Here is a 16,899-nt window from a genome sequence, read left to right as displayed (position 1 = left end):
CCAGGACGAAGTCCTTGCGCAGGGGGTGGCCTTCGAAGGTGTCGGGCAGGAGGAGGTGGTCCAGCCCCGGGTGGCCCTCGAAGGAGATGCCGAACATCTCGTGCGTCTCGCGTTCGTGCCAGGCGGCGCCCGCGTAGACGCCGACGGCCGAGGGCAGGACGGAGGCCTCGTGCGGGACCGTCGTACGGAGCAGGAGACGTCGTACCGGGGACAGAGCCGCGACGTGGGCCGTGACACGGAAGCCCGTGCCCGGTTCGTCGACCGCGCTCAGCCAGTCGAAGTAGGTGCAGCCCAGCCGGTCGCGTGCGGTCTCGAGGGCGGAGATCCAGGTCGCCGGGGGGACGTCGACGGTCAGGACCTCGTACGACTCCTCGGCCGTGGTGTCGGGGCCGAAGAGTTCCTCGACGTCGGCGGGCAGCCAGCCGACCGTGGTCATCGTCCCTCCTCCGGCGCGCCCGTGTCCGGGGACTGGGACGCGGCCGGCGGCCGGACCAGGTCGCTCTGCAACGCAGCCGTCGAAGGACGCGCCGCACCGGTGCCGTACCGCTCCCCCAGCGACTCGCGGGCGATCTTCTCCTGGAGCTTGAGGATGCCCTGGAGCAGCGCCTCGGGCCGGGGCGGGCAGCCGGGGACGTAGACGTCGACGGGGATGATCTGGTCGACGCCCTTGGTGACGGAGTACGAGTCCCAGTACGGGCCGCCGCAGTTGCTGCACGCGCCGAAGGAGATGACGTACTTGGGCTCCGGCATCTGCTCGTAGAGGCGCTTGACCGCCGGTGCCATCTTGTCGGTGACCGTGCCGGACACCACCATCAGGTCGGCCTGGCGCGGGCCCGGCGCGAAGGGGATGACGCCGAGGCGGATGAAGTCGTGGCGGGCCATCGACGCGGCGATGAACTCGATCGCGCAGCAGGCGAGGCCGAAGTTGAAGACCCAGAGCGAGTAGCGGCGGCCCCAGTTGAGGATCACCTTCATCGGCTCGGGTGCGAGGCGCGCGAGGGCGCCGAGCCGCTTGGGCTCGGGCAGCAGTACGGGCTCGGGGGTCACGTCCATGCCAGGACGCCCTTCTTGTATGCGTAGAGCAGGCCCACGGCCAGGAAGCCGAGGAAGATGAACATCTCCACCAGGGTCGCCGCGCCGTAGCCGGGTGCGGCGAAGACGGTCGCCCAGGGGAACAGGAAGATCGAGTCGACGGCGAAGATCACGTAGAGGAACGCGTAGACGTAGTAGCGGACCTGGGTGTGGGCCCAGCCCTCGCCGACGGGGTCGACACCGCACTCGTACGTCAGGAGCTTCTCGGGTGTGGGGACCACGGGCCGCAGCAGGCGGCCGGCGCCGAAGGCGACGGCGACGAACAGCACGCCGACGGCGGCGAGCAGTCCGACGACCGAATAGGACTGGAAGTAGTCCGCCGCGACGACGGTCGTGGTGACGACGGTCGGTTCCGGCACGTCCGTCCCTCGCTCCCTGGAAACTCGGACTGTTCGACGATCTGTACGCACGGGAGTCTAGGCCCTGATAAAGGCAGGGTAAGCAGCCCGTCATGCCCTGGCATCAGGGGGTGGGGTTTCCCTCAGTCGATCCTGGCGGTCTGCCTCATGGCGCCGCCGCCCGCCGCCGGGCACGCTGACGCGTATGACCGAACGTATCCCGTCCCCCGGCGCGAACCGGGCCACGACGGCGGCTGGGCCGGACGACCGTCCGCCGCCGCCCCGTCTCGCCTACGACCGGCACACCTGGAAGGAGATCGCGCATCTGCTGGCCAACCTCCCGGCCGCGTTGCTCGGTTTCACTTATGTCGTGACCATGCTGTCCATCGGTTTCGGACTGACCGTCACGGTGATCGGGTTCCCGCTTCTCGCGGTGGGACTCATGGGCGCGCGGCAGCTGGGCAGGCTGGAGCGGGCGCGGGCCAGGACGCTGCTCGGGGTGCGGGTGGACGAGCCGAGCCGGCTGCGGCTGCGCGGCGGGGGCGGCTTCTTCCAGCGGTTGTGGATGCAGCTGAAGGACCCGGTGGGCTGGCGCACGGTGCTGTACGAGTTCATCCGGCTGCCGTGGGGTGTCCTCACCTTCTCCGTGACGCTGGCCTCGCTGTTCGTGCTGTGGCCGGTGCTGCCGTACATCGCGCGGGGGCTGACCAACGCCGACCGGGCCATGGTGCGCGGGCTGCTGTCGCCCTCCGACGAGCTGGAGCGGCGCATCGCCGAGCTGGAGTCGGACCGGGGGGTCGTGGTCGACACGGCCGCCGCCGATCTGCGGCGCATCGAACGGGACTTGCACGACGGGGCGCAGGCCCGGCTGGTCAATCTGGCGATGGGGCTGGGCCTGGCCAAGGAGAAGGTGCTGGAGGACCCGGACGCGGCGGCCGCGATGGTCTCGGAGGCGCACGGCGAGGTGAAGCTGGCGCTCCAGGAGCTGCGCGACCTGGCGCGCGGCATCCACCCGGCGGTCCTGACCGACCGCGGTCTGGACGCGGCCCTGTCCTCGATCGCCTCGCGTTGCACGGCCCCGGTGAAGGTGACGGTCGATCTGGAGGCCCGGCCGGCCGCGGCCATCGAGGGCATCGCCTACTTCACCGTCTCGGAGCTGCTGCAGAACATCAGCAAGCACAGCGGCGCGAAGTCGGCCTCGGTAGATGTGTGGCGGACGGACGACCGGCTGCTCATACAGGTGTGGGACGACGGCCGCGGGGGCGCTCGCCTCGACCGCGGTACCGGGATGAAAGGCCTGGCCGATCGGCTGGACGCGGTCGACGGCCTGTTCGTCCTGGAGTCGCCCGAGGGCGGCCCGACGACGGTCACGGCGGAACTGCCGTGGCGCGACCGGTCCGGGGCCACGGGGTAGCCGCGGGGTGGGGAAAACCCCCCGTCCAAGAGGCCGACGGACTCCATGGTCCGCCGACCTGCGGCGGAGCAGGGTGGAGGTACGGGGGCACAGCCGCGGGACGAGGAGAAGGACGACGCCGATGGCCACGGAGTACGGACAGGGGTACGGGCTCGACGGTGGGCCCGGGTTCCCCGGGAGCACGGAACGGCGGCACCGGCTGCCCGCCGCGCTGCGGGCGCCGGTGGAGGGCCGCACCTGGCGCGAGCTCAGTCATGTGCTGCTCAGCCTGCCGATCAGCATCCTGCTGTTCACGTACGCGGTGACGATGGTGTCGCTGGGGGTGGGGCTGCTGGTGACGTTCCTCGGCGTTCCGGTGCTGGCGGCGGCCCTGGCCGGGTGCCGTGGCTTCGGGGCTCTGGAGCGGACGCGGGCGCGGGCGCTGCTGGGCCTGGAGGTGGGCGAGCCGGAGCCGCTGCGGATGCGGAAGCCGGGCGTCATGGCGTGGATGGGGGCCGTCCTCAAGAGCGGCACCTCGTGGCGGTCCCTGCTGTACGCGGTGCTGCAGCTGCCCTGGGCGGTGTTCTCGTTCGCCGTCACGGTGAACGTCTGGGCGCTGGGGTGGGGTCTGCTGACCTACCCGCTGTGGTTCTGGGTGTTCCCGATGTACGCCGGGCAGGACGGGGTCCAGCTGTACGGCGACGAGACGCACCGGATCTACCTCGACAACCCGTTCGAGATCACGGTGACCGCGCTGGTGGGGTTGTTGTTCACGATCGCCACGCCGTGGATCGTGCGGGCGCTGACGATGGTGGACCGGCTGCTGGTGCACGGGCTGCTCGGGCCGTCGCGGCTGGCCTCGCGGGTGGTGGAGCTGGAGTCGGACCGGGGGGTCGTGGTCGACACGGCCGCCGCCGACCTGCGGCGCATCGAACGGGATCTGCACGACGGGGCGCAGGCCCGGCTGGTCGGTCTCGCCATGGATCTGGGGCTGGCGAAGGAGAAGCTGCGGGAGGATCCGCAGACGGCCGCACGGATGGTGGACGAGGCGCACGGTGAGGTGAAGACGGCGCTGCGGGAGCTGCGGGACCTGGCCCGGGGGATCCACCCGGCGGTGCTGACGGACCGGGGACTGGACGCGGCGCTGTCGGCGGTGGCGTCGCGGTGCACCGTGCCGGTGCGGGTGGAGGTCGACCTGGTGGAGCGGCCGGCGCCGGCGATCGAGGGGATCGCGTACTTCACGGTGTCGGAGCTGCTGCAGAACATCAGCAAGCACGCGCGGGCGACCTGGGCGGGCGTGGAGGTGTGGCGCACGGAGAACCGGCTGATGCTGCAGGTCGTGGACAACGGTGTGGGTGGGGCCGACGTGTCCCGGGGGTCCGGGCTCGCGGGGCTGGCGGAGCGGCTCGACGCGGTGGACGGGATCCTGGTGGTGGATTCGCCGGCCGGGGGGCCGACGCGGGTCACCGCCGAGTTGCCGTGGCGTGGGGCTCATGTGCGGTGACCTCCGGGCGGGGGGTGTGGCAGGGGCTCCGCCCCTGTGACCCCGCCAGGGGCTCCGCCTCCTGGACCCCCGGCCTTCGTCCTCCCACCACCCGACACGGTCGGACAAGAAGCCGGTCCCTCCCCCATGAACCCCCCGATCCTGAAATGCTGGACCTGTCGCACGGATGGGCGGGGCCGTTGTGGGTCGCGGACGGGCGGCGTCGGGGCTGTGGGGGGCCGGACATCGTGGAGGACAGGGTGCGGGTGGTCATCGCCGAGGATTCAGTGCTGCTCAGGGAGGGCCTGACCCGGCTGCTGACCGACCGCGGGCACGAGGTCGTCGCCGGGGTCGGCGACGGCGAGGCGCTGATCAAGACCATCACGGAGTTCGACGCTCAGGGTGAGCTGCCGGACGTCGTGGTGGCCGATGTGCGGATGCCGCCGACGCACACCGACGAGGGCGTGCGGGCGGCGGTGCAGCTGCGCAAGGCGCACCCGGGGCTCGGTGTGCTGGTGCTGTCGCAGTACGTGGAGGAGCGCTACGCCACGGAGCTGCTCGCGGGCTCCAGCCGGGGTGTGGGCTATCTGCTGAAGGACCGGGTGGCCGAGGTGCGGGAGTTCGTGGACGCTGTCGTCCGGGTGGCCGAGGGCGGTACGGCCCTGGACCCGGAGGTGGTCGCGCAGCTGCTGGGCCGCAGCCGCAAGCAGGACGTGCTCGCGGGGCTCACCCCACGGGAGCGGGAGGTGCTGGGGCTGATGGCCGAGGGGCGGACGAACTCGGCGATCGCGCGGCAGCTGGTGGTCAGTGACGGGGCGGTCGAGAAGCACGTCAGCAACATCTTCCTGAAGCTGGGGCTGTCCCAGAGCGAGGGGGACCATCGCAGGGTCCTGGCCGTGCTGACCTACCTCAATTCCTGACCACCTCAGTTCCCGATCACCTCAATTCCTCACATGCCGTATTTCTGGCATGGCCTGAGATCGGGCCACATGATCGGCTCAAAGTCGTGTTCCAACATGCGAATGACCCAAATAAGGCGACCCTTGCGGTCGTAGGGTTGATCCGGGACGGCCTGCGGGAAGGCCTGTCCCGGACAGCCGCCTCAAGGGAGGTCCAGTTCAGTGACCAGCCAGGTCAGCAGCCCAGCGGAGCAAGCCGACGAAACAGTCGTAGGAGAGCAGCGCAAAGCGGCGGGCGCGAAGGACGTCCGCCGGCTCGACCGGGTGATCATCAGGTTCGCGGGGGACTCGGGTGACGGTATGCAGCTCACCGGCGACCGCTTCACCTCGGAAACCGCGTCGTTCGGCAACGACCTGTCGACGCTGCCGAACTTCCCGGCCGAGATCAGGGCGCCTGCCGGAACCCTGCCGGGCGTGTCCTCCTTCCAGCTGCACTTCGCGGACCACGACATCCTCACGCCCGGCGACGCGCCGAACGTGCTGGTGGCGATGAACCCGGCCGCCCTGAAGGCGAACATCGGCGACCTGCCGCGCGGTGCCGAGGTGATCGTCAACACGGACGAGTTCACCCGGCGGGCGATGCAGAAGGTCGGCTACGAGACCAACCCGCTGGAGGACGGCTCCCTGGACGGCTACCACGTCCACCCGGTGCCGCTGACCACGCTCACCGTCGAGGCGCTCAAGGAGTTCGACCTCACCCGCAAGGAGGCCGAGCGCAGCAAGAACATGTTCGCGCTGGGCCTGCTGAGCTGGATGTACCACCGGCCCACCGAGGGCACGGAGAAGTTCCTCAAGTCGAAGTTCGCCAGGAAGCCGGACATCGCGGCGGCCAACATCGCCGCGTTCCGGGCCGGCTGGAACTTCGGCGAGACCACCGAGGACTTCGCCGTCTCCTACGAGGTCGCCCCGGCGGCAACCGCGTTCCCGCCCGGTGTCTACCGCAACATCTCCGGCAACCTCGCCCTGTCGTACGGGCTGGTGGCGGCGAGCCGGCAGGCGGATCTGCCGCTGTATCTGGGGTCGTACCCGATCACTCCGGCGTCGGACATCCTGCACGAGCTGAGCAGACACAAGAACTTCGGCGTGCGGACGTTCCAGGCCGAGGACGAGATCGCCGGTATCGGGGCCGCGCTGGGCGCGGCCTTCGGTGGTTCGCTGGCCGTGACCACCACGAGTGGTCCCGGTGTGGCGCTGAAGTCGGAGACGATCGGCCTCGCGGTCTCGCTGGAGCTGCCGCTGCTGGTCGTGGACATCCAGCGGGGCGGCCCGTCGACCGGTCTGCCGACGAAGACCGAGCAGGCCGACCTGCTGCAGGCGATGTACGGGCGCAACGGCGAGGCCCCGGTGCCGGTGGTGGCGCCCCGCACTCCGGCGGACTGCTTCGACGCCGCGCTGGAGGCGGCCCGGATCGCGCTGACGTACCGCACGCCGGTGTTCCTGCTCTCCGACGGTTACCTGGCCAACGGCTCCGAGCCCTGGCGGATCCCGGACCTGGAGGAGCTGCCGGACCTGCGGGTGCGGTTCGCGCAGGGCCCGAACCACACGCTCGACGACGGCACCGAGGTGTTCTGGCCGTACAAGCGTGATCCGGAGACCCTGGCCCGTCCGTGGGCGGTCCCGGGCACGCCGGGTCTGGAGCACCGGATCGGCGGCATCGAGAAGCAGGACGGCACGGGCAACATCTCGTACGACCCGGCCAACCACGACTTCATGGTGCGCACCCGGCAGGCGAAGATCGACGGCATCGACGTCCCGGACCTCGAAGTGGACGACCCGCACGAGGCCAGGACGCTGGTCCTGGGGTGGGGTTCGACGTACGGGCCGATCACGGCCGCGGTGCGGCGGCTGCGGCGGGCCGGGGAGTCGATCGCGCAGGCGCATCTGCGGCACCTCAACCCCTTCCCGAAGAACCTCGGCGCGGTCCTGGAGCGGTACGACAAGGTGGTGATCCCCGAGATGAACCTCGGGCAGCTCGCCACGCTCATCCGGGCGAAATACCTGGTCGACGCCCACTCGTACAACCAGGTCAACGGCATGCCGTTCAAGGCGGAGCAGCTCGCCGCGGCTCTGAAGGAGGCCATCGATGGCTGAGACGTCCACGACAGGCACCGGCACCATCGGAGCGCTTTCCCTCGTCCCCAAGGCCGAGGGAAGGCAGTCGATGAAGGACTTCAAGTCCGATCAGGAAGTGCGCTGGTGCCCCGGCTGCGGCGACTACGCCATCCTCGCGGCGGTGCAGGGCTTCATGCCCGAGCTGGGGCTGGCGAAGGAGAACATCGTCTTCGTCTCGGGCATCGGCTGCTCGTCCCGCTTCCCGTACTACATGAACACGTACGGGATGCACTCGATCCACGGCCGCGCCCCCGCCATCGCCACCGGTCTGGCGAGCTCCCGCCGGGATCTGTCGGTCTGGGTCGTCACCGGTGACGGCGACGCGCTGTCCATCGGCGGCAACCACCTGATCCACGCGCTGCGCCGCAACGTGAACCTCAAGATCCTGCTGTTCAACAACCGGATCTATGGCCTGACCAAGGGCCAGTACTCGCCGACCTCCGAGGTCGGGAAGATCACCAAGTCGACGCCGATGGGCTCGCTGGACGCGCCGTTCAACCCGGTGTCGCTGGCGATCGGCGCGGAGGCGTCGTTCGTGGCGCGGACGGTGGACTCGGACCGCAAGCACCTGACGGAGGTGCTGCGCCAGGCCGCCGCCCACGAGGGCACGGCGCTGATCGAGATCTACCAGAACTGCAACATCTTCAACGACGGCGCCTTCGACGCGCTCAAGGACAAGCAGCAGGCCGAGGAGGCCGTGATCCGGCTGGAGCACGGCAAGCCGATCCGCTTCGGCAGCGACTTGTCCAAGGGTGTCGTGCGGGACCGGGCGACCGGTGATCTGAAGGTGGTGGCGGTGACGCCGGAGAACGAGGACCAGGTGCTGGTCCATGACGCGCACTCCGCGTCCCCGACCACGGCGTTCGCGCTGTCCCGGCTCGCCGATCCGGACACCCTGCACCACACGCCGATCGGTGTTCTGCGCTCCGTCGACCGGCCCGTCTACGACACCCAGATGGCCGACCAGCTCGACGACGCGATCGAGCAGCACGGCAAGGGCGACCTGGCGGCACTGCTGGCGGGCGGCGACACCTGGACGGTCGTCGGCTGACCTGCCGGACAGCAACCCCCCGAGGCCCGGGACCGCTCCGCTAGGAGGCGGCCCGGGTCTCGTCGTACACGCGGCGCGCCTTCTCCACGTCGTCCATGCGCGTGCGCGTCCACTGCGACAGGGCCCGCACCTGTTCGGCGGCCTCACGGCCCAGGTCGGTGAGGGAGTAGTCGACGCGGGGCGGGATCACCGGCTTGGCGTCGCGGTGGACGAGGCCGTCACGCTCCAGGGTCTGGAGCGTCTGGGTGAGCATCTTCTCGCTGACACCCCGGCCGCCCCACCGGCCGATCGCCCGACGCAGCTCGCTGAACCGGTAGGGGCGGTCCAGGAGCTCGATCAGGACGAGCACACCCCAGCGGCTGGTGACGTGCTCCAGGACCAGGCGGTACGGGCACAGGACCCCGTCCTCACTTACTGTCATGCCAGTACCTTACTTCAAAGTGGGTACTTTCCAACAGTTAGCGCACCTCCTAGGGTTAGTGCCATCGAACCCCATAAGGAGTCCCCCTCATGAGCATCATCGTCACCGGCGCCACCGGACACCTCGGCCGTCACGTCGTGGAGCAGCTGCTGGAGAAGGTCCCCGCCGAGCAGATCACCGCGGTCGTCCGCAACCCCGAGAAGGCAGCCGGCTTCGCGGACCGCGGCGTGAAGATCGCGACGGCCGACTACAACACCCCCGGGTCCTTCGACGGCCTGTTCTCCGCGGGTGACAAGGTCCTGCTGATCTCCGGCAACGAGTTCGACAAGGGCCGGGTGCAGCAGCACAGGGTCGTCATCGACGCCGCCAAGGCGGCCGGTGTCGCCCTGCTCGCCTACACCAGCGCCCCGGGCAGCCTGACCGCCTCGCTCGCCGACGACCACCGCGGCACCGAGGAGATCCTGCTCGGCTCGGGCGTGCCCTACGCGCTGCTGCGCAACGGCTGGTACCACGAGAACTACACCGAGAACCTCGCCCCGGTGCTGGAGCACGACGCGGTCGTCGCCGCCGCCGGCGAGGGCCGGGTCTCCTCCGCATCCCGGGCCGACTACGCCGCTGCCGCCGTCGCCGTGCTGACCGGTGAGGGGCACGAGAACAAGACGTACGAGCTGGGCGGCGACACGGCGTGGAGCTTCGCCGAGTACGCGGCCGAGCTGAGCCGGCAGACCGGCAGGGAGATCACCTACAACGCCGTCTCGACCGAGGCGCTCGCCGGGATCCTCACCGGCGCCGGCCTGCCCGAGCCGCTGGCGCAGATCCTGGCGGCCGTGGACGCCTCCATCGAGAAGGGCGAGCTGGTCGTCTCCACCGGCGACCTGTCGCGGCTGGCCGGCCGTCCGACCACCCCGCTCTCCGAGGCCGTCACGGCGGCACTCAAGGGCTGACACTCCCCCGTCGGGCCCCTGAGCCACCCCACCCCCGGCTGTCATGACCGTATGCCGATACGGGCATGACAGCCGGGGGTGCTCGGCGTTACCGTCGTCCACGCGGACACGACGTGCGAAGGAGGGGCCCGTGAAGCCGAGGGGTGAGCGGCACATAGGACTGCTGAACGGCTTCGCGGCCTACGGGATGTGGGGGCTCGTCCCCCTGTTCTGGCCCCTGCTGAAACCCGCCGGCGCCGTGGAGATCCTGGCCCACCGGATGGTGTGGTCGCTGGTCTTCGTGGGCGCGGCCCTGCTGGTGCTGCGGCGCTGGGCCTGGGCCGGTGAACTGCTGCGACAGCCGCGCAAACTGGGCCTCGTCACGGTCGCCGCGACGGTGATCACCATCAACTGGGGCCTGTACATCTGGTCCGTGAACTCCGGGCACGTCGTCGAGGCCTCGCTCGGGTACTTCATCAACCCGCTGGTCACCATCGCGATAGGCGTGCTGCTGCTGAAGGAGCGGCTGCGGCCGGTGCAGTGGGCGGCGGTCGGGACCGGCTGCGCGGCGGTCGTCGTGCTGACCGTCGGCTACGGCCGGCCCCCGTGGATCTCCCTCGCCCTCGCCTTCTCCTTCGCCACATACGGACTGGTGAAGAAGAAGGTGAACCTCGGTGGTGTGGAGTCGCTGGCCGCCGAGACCGCGATCCAGTTCCTGCCGGCGCTCGGCTACCTGGCGTGGCTGACCTCGCAGGGCGGCTCCACCTTCGCCGCCGAGGGCGCGGGACACGCGGCGCTGCTCGCCTCGGCCGGCATCGTCACCGCGCTGCCGCTGGTCTGCTTCGGCGCCGCCGCCATCCGCGTGCCCCTGTCCACGATCGGCCTGCTCCAGTACCTGACGCCGGTCTTCCAGTTCCTGCTCGGCGTCCTCTACTTCCATGAGGCCATGCCGCCCGAGCGCTGGGCCGGGTTCGCGCTGGTCTGGCTGGCGCTGACGCTGCTGACCTGGGACGCCCTGCGCACCGCCCGCCGGGCCTCCCGTGCGCTCGCCACCGAGATCGGCGAGCCCGGCACCAGCAGGACGACCGGCACCGTCGGTGCCACGCGGAACACCGGCGTCTCCGGCGGCGAGCCCGGCGTGGCGTCCGAGTCGGACCCGGTGGACGCCAGGCCGTAGGGAGGCGGCGGTCGCTACGGGTTCGGGTTCGGGTTCGGGTCCGGGTTCGGGTTCGGGTTCGGGTTCGGGTTCGTAGGAGCGTGGCGGGCCCGGTGTGTCCGGGCCTTCTCGCGGTTGCCGCAGTGCTCCATCGCGCACCAGCGGCGGCGGCCCGGGCGGGAGGTGTCCACGAAGAGCAGGTGGCAGTTGTGGGCGCCGCACTCGCGGACACGGTGCCCGTACCGTCCGGTGAACAGGTCGATCGCGTCCCGGGCGACCGTGGAGAGCAGGTGCGTGCCGGTGGCACCGGGGGCCCAGCCGCGACTGCCGTCGGGGGCGATGCGGGCGACGAGCGGGGGCCCGGCAGCGGCGGCGTTGACGACGTCCAGGTCGGCGGCTCGCAGCGGGCGGCCGTGGGCGCGGTCGGCGGCGATCAGGAACAGGGCGTCGCGCAGGGTCCGGGCGCGCTCCAGCTCATCGGCACAGACCGTGAGGTCCAGCCCGTCCGGCAGTCGGCTGCGCCCGGCCCAGGCGATCAGGTCCGCGGGCTCGTGCAGCACCTCGTAGCGCGCGAAGGCGCCCGGGCCGCCCGTCACCGTCAGCTCCAGGCACAGGGCGCCGGGGTCGAAGCGGTAGGGCTTCCCGTCGCGTGAGACCAGTGTCAGGCCGGGCGTCGGGTTCGGCGTTTCCCCTGTGCGTCCACTCACATAACCAGTATAAGTGGTTACATGACGCAGACACCGGCAACACCCGGCCCCGTGCACTGGAAGATCGTCATCGACGCGAACGACCCGCACGCGCAGGCCGACTTCTGGGCCGCGGCCCTACGGTACGAGGCCGAGGACAACAGCGCGCTCATCGAGAAGCTGCTCGGCTTCGGCGCGGTGACCGAGGACGACACCGTCGAGTGGCACGGCCGCCGTGCCTTCCGGGACCTGGTCGCGGTGCGGCATCCCGAGGACCCGTTCGAGGAGGAGAGCGGAACCGGGCTGGGGCGGCGGCTGCTGTTCCAGCGGGTGCCGGAGGCGAAGACGGTCAAGAACCGGCTCCACCTCGATCTGCACCCGGGCGAGGGGCGGCGCGAGGAGGAGGTCGCGCGGCTGGAGAAGCTCGGGGCGCGCGTGCTGCGGCGGGTGGCGGAGCGGGGCGGCGAGTGGGCCCTGATGGCGGACCCGGAGGGGAACGAGTTCTGCGTGCACTGACGGCGGCGGTGCGGCCCCGGCAGGCGCGTCCGCTCAACGCCCTGGCCGGATAAACATCTTGACGGAGAGTCAGTACCAGCTTCACCATCCAGGCACCCCATTCACTGTGGGCTGCCCGTGGCCACCCCACGGGCTTCCCAGAGGAACTCGGAGCCCCCACACATGAAGCTCTCCGTTTCCGCGCGCGCCGCAGCCGCGGCCGCCGTCGCGACCACCATGCTCCTCACGGGCGGTGCCGTGGCGGACGCCGCGTCCGCTCCGGCGAGACCGGTCGCCGCCCCCGACATCCCCCTGGCGGGCGTCAAGGCCCATCTGACCCAGCTCCAGTCCATAGCCACCGCCAACGGTGGCAACCGCGCGCACGGCCGGGCCGGCTACAAGGCCTCGCTCGACTACGTGAAGGCCAAGCTGGACGCCGCCGGATACACCACCACGGTCCAGCAGTTCACCTCCTCCGGCCGCACCGGCTACAACCTGGTCGCCGACTGGCCCGGCGGTGACACGAGCCAGGTCGTGATGGCCGGCTCACACCTCGACAGCGTCACCTCCGGGCCCGGCATCAACGACAACGGGTCCGGCTCGGCCGCCGTCCTGGAGGCCGCCCTCGCCGTGTCACGGGCGCAGTACAAGCCCACCAAGCACCTGCGGTTCGCCTGGTGGGGGGCGGAGGAACTCGGCCTCGTCGGCTCCCGCTACTACGTCAACCGGCTGGCCACCGGGGACCGTTCGCGGATCAGCGCCTACCTGAACTTCGACATGATCGGCTCCGCGAACCCCGGCTACTTCGTCTACGACGACGACCCGGCGATCGAGAAGACCTTCAAGGAGTACTTCAGCGGCATCGGCGTCCCCACGGAGATCGAGACGGAGGGCGACGGCCGCTCCGACCACGCGCCCTTCAAGAGTGCGGGTGTGCCGGTGGGCGGCCTGTTCACCGGGGCCAGCCGGACGAAGACGGCGGCGCAGGTGGCCAAGTGGGGCGGTACGGCCGGGCAGGCCTTCGACCGCTGCTACCACTCCTCCTGCGACACCACCGCCAACATCAACGACACCGCCCTCGACCGCAACAGCGACGCCCTCGCGTACGCGGTGTGGGAGCTGTCGGAGTAGGCCCTACCGCGTGCGGGCGCGTTCGGTGAGGCGGCCCATGCGGGCGCGGGCCGCCTCCAGCCCCTCGATCTCCTCCGCGGCGGGGCCGCCCTCGGCGGCGAGTTCCGTCCACAGGGCGATGAGGTCGCCTCCCAGCTCCAGTCCCAGCGCCGGGTCGCGGACCGCGCGCCAGGCGGTGGCCGCGCTCTCCACGTTGCCGTAGGCGGCCTCTCCGTCGCCCGTGCGGCGGTAGGCACCCGCCAGGTCGAGCGACAGGCGGAAGGCGCGGGCCGGGTCGCCGGCCAGGTAGGCGACGTAGGCGGTCAGTTCACCCAGCCGGAGCACCTCCGGGTGCTCCGGCCCCAGCGTTCCCGACGCCTGCGCGACGGTCTGGTCGGCCAGCCCGGCCGCCGCCTCGATCCGGCCCTCCTTGACGGCCTCGCTGATCCGCGCGATCGGCTCCGCGAGGACGGCCGGTGCCGCGAAGTCGCCCGGGACACCGAAGGGTTCGTCACCGAGCACGGCCTCCGCGACGGCGTCGAAGCCGCGGACGGGGGTCGGCATCGGGTCGGGATCGGCGGTGAACAGCTCCGCTTCGGAGAGCGGGTCGGGACCCGGGCGGCGCTTCGGGGCGGAACCGGCCTCGGGGACGGGCAGCGGCCGAGCGTCCATGGGCGGAGGCGGGCCAAACTGACCGGTCGGGGGCGCGACGGTGCCCAGGGGTGTGGCGGGGCTCGGGGGTGTGGCGGGGCTCGGGGGTGTGACCGTGCCAGGGGGTGTGGGCGGGCTCGGGGGCGTGGCCGTGCCGGACGGTGTGGACACACCCGGAGGCGTGACCGGGCCGGACGGTGTAGACACGCCCGGAGGCGTGGACAGGTCGGGAGGCGTGACCGTACCGGACGGGGCGACCGCACCCGGAGGCGTGACCGGGCCGGGCGGAGTGGACACAACCGGCGGCGTGGACGGGCCGGATGGCATGGCCGGGTCCGGCGGCGTGGCCGGGCCGGAGGGGGTGGCCTGGGCCGGAGAGGTGTCTTGCGGTGTGGACTGCGGTGGGTCTTGTACCGCTCGCAGCTTGAACGTCGGTGAGGGCTCCTCGGACGGCTGCTGCTCGGGCACCGCCCGCAGCGGGAACGTCGACGACACGCCCCGGCCGGACTCCGGCATGGGACGCAGGATGTGCGTGGCGCTGTCGCTCGGCGGGTGCTCCCCCTCCGACGGGGGCGGCATCGGCCCGGGCGCGGGAGCCGGCGGCTCCGTCCCCGCACCTGCGGCCCCCGGCTCCGTCGCCGCACTCTCCGGGGGTGCCGTGCGGACCGGCTCGGCGGTGAAGCGGCTGGAGCCGTCCGGGTCGACCTGGAGCGGGACGACGTAGCCGATGCGCTCGTCGTGGACCGTGGCGAGTACGGGGTGGCCGGTGGCGAGGGCGATGTGGTGGAGGCGGTTCAGGACGGCCTGCTGGATCTCCTCACCGGGGGCCGCGAAGACGGGGACGCCGCCGACCGACGCCCCGTCGGACCCGCCCGCCGCGGCGGCGCCCGGCCCGGCTCCCGGGTCCGCACCGGCTCCGGGGACCCGGACGTCGACCGGCGCCGCCGGGCTCGCCACGTGTGCGGCCTGCTTCTGTTCCCGCTTCTTCTCGCGGCTGAGTCGAGACATCGTCCCCTCACTCGGCGTCGTGCATCTACGGTCGAGTGTGTCCGCTCGCTCCCGTTTCTCACGTCACCGCGGTGTCACAGGCTCGTCCCAAGGGGCGTGTGCCCCGCGCCATCGTTCCCTATGGCATGAAGAGCTGGAGCACGAGGGAGGAGAGGGGCATGCACACAGGCATGCGACAGGGACCCGAGATCTGGATCCGCGGGCCGGTGTCCACCCCGGCGCCGGGGCCGCCGCCGGAGCCCGGGCACGCCCGTGCCGGGGCACGGCGTTTCTCCTGGGTCGGCACGCACGGAGGCGCGGGTGTCTCCACCCTCGCCGCGGTCTACGGCGGCCATGACAGCGGCCGAGCCTGGCCCGGACCGGGTGATCCCCCGTCGGTGCTGCTGGTCGCGCGGACGCACGCGGCCGGGCTGGACGCGGTGGCCGGTGCGGTGGAGGTCTTCCGACGCGGTCAGGCTCCCCCGGGGCTCGACCTCGACGGTGTCGTCCTCGTGGCGGACGCCCCGGGCCGGCTGCCGCGCCCGCTCACCCAGCGGGTCAAGTTCCCTGGAGTCGGCGATCGACGTGTACCGGGTGCCGTGGGTGGCGGCCTGGCGGCTCGGCGAGCTGGGTCGTCCGCCGCGCGAGAACCGCGGCCCTGGGCCGGCTGACGGGAGCGGCGCGCTGACGGCCGCTGCGGCCCTGTCGGCCGGGGAGATCGCGGCGGGCGTACGGGCCCCGGGAGCTGCGCGCGGTCGACGTGGTCACGGCGGGCGCTGGGAGCGGGATCGAGCGGGCCCGATCCGACGCTGTGCGCGTTCGTCGAGGTGTGGCGCGAGGAGGCGGTGCGGCGGGCGGGCGAGCTGGACGCGCGACTCGACCGGCGCTGCGGAAGTCCTGGGGAGGGCGTGGCGTCTTTTCGGGATGCCCCGGATATCACTCGTACGAGCGATGGCGCGAGTGCCGGCACAGGCGGGTCGCTGCCTCTGGCGGGCGTTCCCCTCGCCGTGAAGGGGCGGCACGGACTGCGGGCGGCGGGGCCGCTGCTCGCGGCCGGGTGCGTCGCCGTGGGCGCGACCTCCGTTCCCGGGCCGGGGACTGCCTGGCAGACCTGGGGACTCGGAGCACATGGCCGGACGGTGAACCCGTGGCGGGCCGACCGTACGCCGGGCGGCTCGTCGGCCGGGGCCGCGGTGGCGGTGGCGGCCGGGCTGGTCCCGCTGGCCACGGGCGGCGACGGGGCCGGGTCGGTGCGGATCCCGGCGGCGTGGTGCGGGGTGGTCGGCCTGAAGACGACACGCGGACGACTGCCCTCCGCCGACCGTACGGGCCTCGCCGTGCCCGGCGTGCTCGCCCGCTCGGCGTCCGACGCGGCGAGCTGGTGGCACGTGATGTCGCGGGAGGCGGCTGCGGTCGGGCCGCCTCTGCCCGTCACCGCCGTCTGGTCCCCCGACCTCGGTTTCGCGGGACCCGACCCGGAGCCCGTCGCACTCGCCCGGGCGGCGGTGGAACGGCTCGAGGCAGCCGGTGTCGTACGGCTCGTACGGCCGCGGGTGCCGCTGCGGCTCCTGGACCCCGGGCCCGCCTGGCTCGCCCTGCGCACACCCGGGGCCGATCCGGCCGGGGCCCACCGCGTCCGGGCGGAGAACGACCGGCGGCTGGCCGGGCTGTTCGCCGGTGCCGAACTGCTGCTGACGCCGACGGCCCCCACCGCGCCGCACAGCCACGAGGGGCCGGGCGACCGCTACTCCACCTCGCTCACCTGGGCGTTCAACCTCAGCGGGCATCCGGCGCTGAGCCTCCCGGCAGGCTTCGGCGATGACGGCTGCCCGGCCGGGCTGCAGGTGGTGGCGCCGCACGGGCGAGAGGCGTTGCTGCTGGCCGTGGCGCGGGAGGCGGAGGCGGAGGCGGGCGCCGGAGGGTGAGGGAGGGCCCTGGATGGCTCACGGGCACCCTTGGCTAATTAGATGCGTACGCATATGATGCATGCGCGCGTAATTGCTGCACGCCTGTCTTCAACTGCACGCCTGTCTTCCGCTCCA

At 71.9% G+C, this 16,899-nt stretch carries 15 protein-coding genes and 2 pseudogenes; 11 read left to right on the top strand and 6 right to left on the bottom strand.

Translation table 11 applies throughout. The features are described 5' to 3' along the window. From SSQG_RS23285 to SSQG_RS23275, 3 genes are all read right to left on the bottom strand, one after another. The coding region (locus SSQG_RS23285) for an NADH-quinone oxidoreductase subunit C (RefSeq protein ID WP_039933475.1) at positions 1 to 436 on the bottom strand (436 nt) is incomplete at its 3' end. Then, positions 433 to 1,053, bottom strand: coding sequence for an NADH-quinone oxidoreductase subunit B (locus tag SSQG_RS23280; RefSeq protein WP_003992296.1), 621 nt, complete (start codon positions 1,051 to 1,053; stop codon positions 433 to 435). The genes SSQG_RS23280 and SSQG_RS23285, both read right to left, overlap by 4 nt. After that, on the bottom strand, positions 1,044 to 1,451 hold the full coding sequence (locus SSQG_RS23275; RefSeq protein ID WP_039933474.1) for an NADH-quinone oxidoreductase subunit A: 408 nt from the start codon (positions 1,449 to 1,451) through the stop codon (positions 1,044 to 1,046). The genes SSQG_RS23280 and SSQG_RS23275 overlap by 10 nt, the downstream gene beginning before the upstream one ends. Before the next feature lie 184 nt (positions 1,452 to 1,635). On the opposite strand from SSQG_RS23275, the gene SSQG_RS23270 reads away from it, so the two are divergent. The 5 genes from SSQG_RS23270 to SSQG_RS23250 all read left to right on the top strand — a co-directional run bounded on the left by SSQG_RS23270 (position 1,636) and on the right by SSQG_RS23250 (position 8,428). Next, complete coding sequence (locus SSQG_RS23270) at positions 1,636 to 2,844, top strand: sensor histidine kinase (RefSeq protein ID WP_039933471.1); 1,209 nt, start codon at positions 1,636 to 1,638, stop codon at positions 2,842 to 2,844. Between the two features lie 121 nt (positions 2,845 to 2,965). Continuing rightward, positions 2,966 to 4,327 carry a sensor histidine kinase gene (locus SSQG_RS23265; protein WP_003992293.1) on the top strand — a complete coding sequence of 454 codons (1,362 nt, stop codon included), beginning with the start codon at positions 2,966 to 2,968 and terminating at the stop codon, positions 4,325 to 4,327. Between the two features lie 227 nt (positions 4,328 to 4,554). Continuing rightward, positions 4,555 to 5,226, top strand: a complete 672-nt coding sequence (locus SSQG_RS23260; protein WP_003992292.1) for a response regulator transcription factor — start codon at positions 4,555 to 4,557, stop codon at positions 5,224 to 5,226. Between the two features lie 201 nt (positions 5,227 to 5,427). Beyond that, the gene (locus SSQG_RS23255; protein WP_003992291.1) at positions 5,428 to 7,356 is read left to right on the top strand and encodes a 2-oxoacid:acceptor oxidoreductase subunit alpha; all 1,929 of its coding nucleotides are present in this window, start codon (positions 5,428 to 5,430) and stop codon (positions 7,354 to 7,356) included. Beyond that, a complete protein-coding gene (locus SSQG_RS23250) occupies positions 7,349 to 8,428 on the top strand; it encodes a 2-oxoacid:ferredoxin oxidoreductase subunit beta (protein WP_003992290.1) in 1,080 nt (359 codons plus the stop codon). The genes SSQG_RS23255 and SSQG_RS23250 overlap by 8 nt, the downstream gene beginning before the upstream one ends. A gap of 40 nt (positions 8,429 to 8,468) precedes the next feature. On the opposite strand, the gene SSQG_RS23245 is transcribed toward SSQG_RS23250, so the two are convergent. Next, positions 8,469 to 8,849: a winged helix-turn-helix transcriptional regulator gene (locus tag SSQG_RS23245; protein WP_003992289.1), complete on the bottom strand. Its 381-nt coding sequence runs from the start codon at positions 8,847 to 8,849 to the stop codon at positions 8,469 to 8,471. Positions 8,850 to 8,938: 89 nt separating this feature from the next. Here SSQG_RS23245 and SSQG_RS23240 point away from each other — a divergent pair, with 89 nt between their 5' ends. Then, complete coding sequence (locus SSQG_RS23240; RefSeq protein ID WP_003992288.1) at positions 8,939 to 9,793, top strand: SDR family oxidoreductase; 855 nt, start codon at positions 8,939 to 8,941, stop codon at positions 9,791 to 9,793. Between the two features lie 187 nt (positions 9,794 to 9,980). Next, entirely contained in the window at positions 9,981 to 10,949 is a 969-nt protein-coding gene (rarD, locus tag SSQG_RS23235; RefSeq protein WP_244299514.1) for an EamA family transporter RarD, read from the top strand. A 14-nt stretch (positions 10,950 to 10,963) separates the two neighbouring features. Here the strand turns inward: rarD and SSQG_RS23230 are convergent, their stop codons facing one another. Continuing rightward, entirely contained in the window at positions 10,964 to 11,587 is a 624-nt protein-coding gene (locus SSQG_RS23230) for a CGNR zinc finger domain-containing protein (RefSeq protein WP_003992286.1), read from the bottom strand. 69 nt (positions 11,588 to 11,656) lie between these two features. Between SSQG_RS23230 and SSQG_RS23225 the strand changes: the two genes are divergently transcribed. Together SSQG_RS23225 and SSQG_RS23220 are read left to right on the top strand one after the other, a co-directional pair. Further along, positions 11,657 to 12,130 carry a VOC family protein gene (locus SSQG_RS23225; protein WP_003992285.1) on the top strand — a complete coding sequence of 158 codons (474 nt, stop codon included), beginning with the start codon at positions 11,657 to 11,659 and terminating at the stop codon, positions 12,128 to 12,130. 162 nt (positions 12,131 to 12,292) lie between these two features. Next, positions 12,293 to 13,240, top strand: coding sequence for a M28 family metallopeptidase (locus SSQG_RS23220; protein WP_003992284.1), 948 nt, complete (start codon positions 12,293 to 12,295; stop codon positions 13,238 to 13,240). Between the two features lie 3 nt (positions 13,241 to 13,243). Here the strand turns inward: SSQG_RS23220 and SSQG_RS23215 are convergent, their stop codons facing one another. Next, on the bottom strand, positions 13,244 to 14,878 hold the full coding sequence (locus SSQG_RS23215) for a hypothetical protein (protein ID WP_003992283.1): 1,635 nt from the start codon (positions 14,876 to 14,878) through the stop codon (positions 13,244 to 13,246). A 158-nt stretch (positions 14,879 to 15,036) separates the two neighbouring features. Between SSQG_RS23215 and SSQG_RS23210 the strand changes: the two are divergent. Next, a pseudogene (locus SSQG_RS23210) lies at positions 15,037 to 15,545 on the top strand (DUF6668 family protein). Between the two features lie 14 nt (positions 15,546 to 15,559). Further along, positions 15,560 to 16,782, top strand: a pseudogene (locus SSQG_RS23205) (amidase family protein). Positions 16,783 to 16,899: the final 117 nt, after the last annotated feature.

The organism is Streptomyces viridochromogenes DSM 40736, from assembly GCF_000158955.1.
Taxonomy (GTDB): domain Bacteria; phylum Actinomycetota; class Actinomycetes; order Streptomycetales; family Streptomycetaceae; genus Streptomyces; species Streptomyces venetus.
This window is presented reverse-complemented; position numbering and strand designations above follow the sequence as displayed.

Coding starts and splice junctions, on each gene's coding strand:
- SSQG_RS23280 (WP_003992296.1), bottom strand. CDS start 1,053: ATGGACGTGACCCCCGAGCCCGTACTGCTGCCCGAGCCCAAGCGGCTC.
- SSQG_RS23270 (WP_039933471.1), top strand. CDS start 1,636: ATGACCGAACGTATCCCGTCCCCCGGCGCGAACCGGGCCACGACGGCG.
- SSQG_RS23265 (WP_003992293.1), top strand. CDS start 2,966: ATGGCCACGGAGTACGGACAGGGGTACGGGCTCGACGGTGGGCCCGGG.
- SSQG_RS23250 (WP_003992290.1), top strand. CDS start 7,349: ATGGCTGAGACGTCCACGACAGGCACCGGCACCATCGGAGCGCTTTCC.
- SSQG_RS23245 (WP_003992289.1), bottom strand. CDS start 8,849: ATGACAGTAAGTGAGGACGGGGTCCTGTGCCCGTACCGCCTGGTCCTG.
- SSQG_RS23240 (WP_003992288.1), top strand. CDS start 8,939: ATGAGCATCATCGTCACCGGCGCCACCGGACACCTCGGCCGTCACGTC.
- rarD (WP_244299514.1), top strand. CDS start 9,981: ATGTGGGGGCTCGTCCCCCTGTTCTGGCCCCTGCTGAAACCCGCCGGC.
- SSQG_RS23225 (WP_003992285.1), top strand. CDS start 11,657: ATGACGCAGACACCGGCAACACCCGGCCCCGTGCACTGGAAGATCGTC.
- SSQG_RS23220 (WP_003992284.1), top strand. CDS start 12,293: ATGAAGCTCTCCGTTTCCGCGCGCGCCGCAGCCGCGGCCGCCGTCGCG.
- SSQG_RS23215 (WP_003992283.1), bottom strand. CDS start 14,878: ATGTCTCGACTCAGCCGCGAGAAGAAGCGGGAACAGAAGCAGGCCGCA.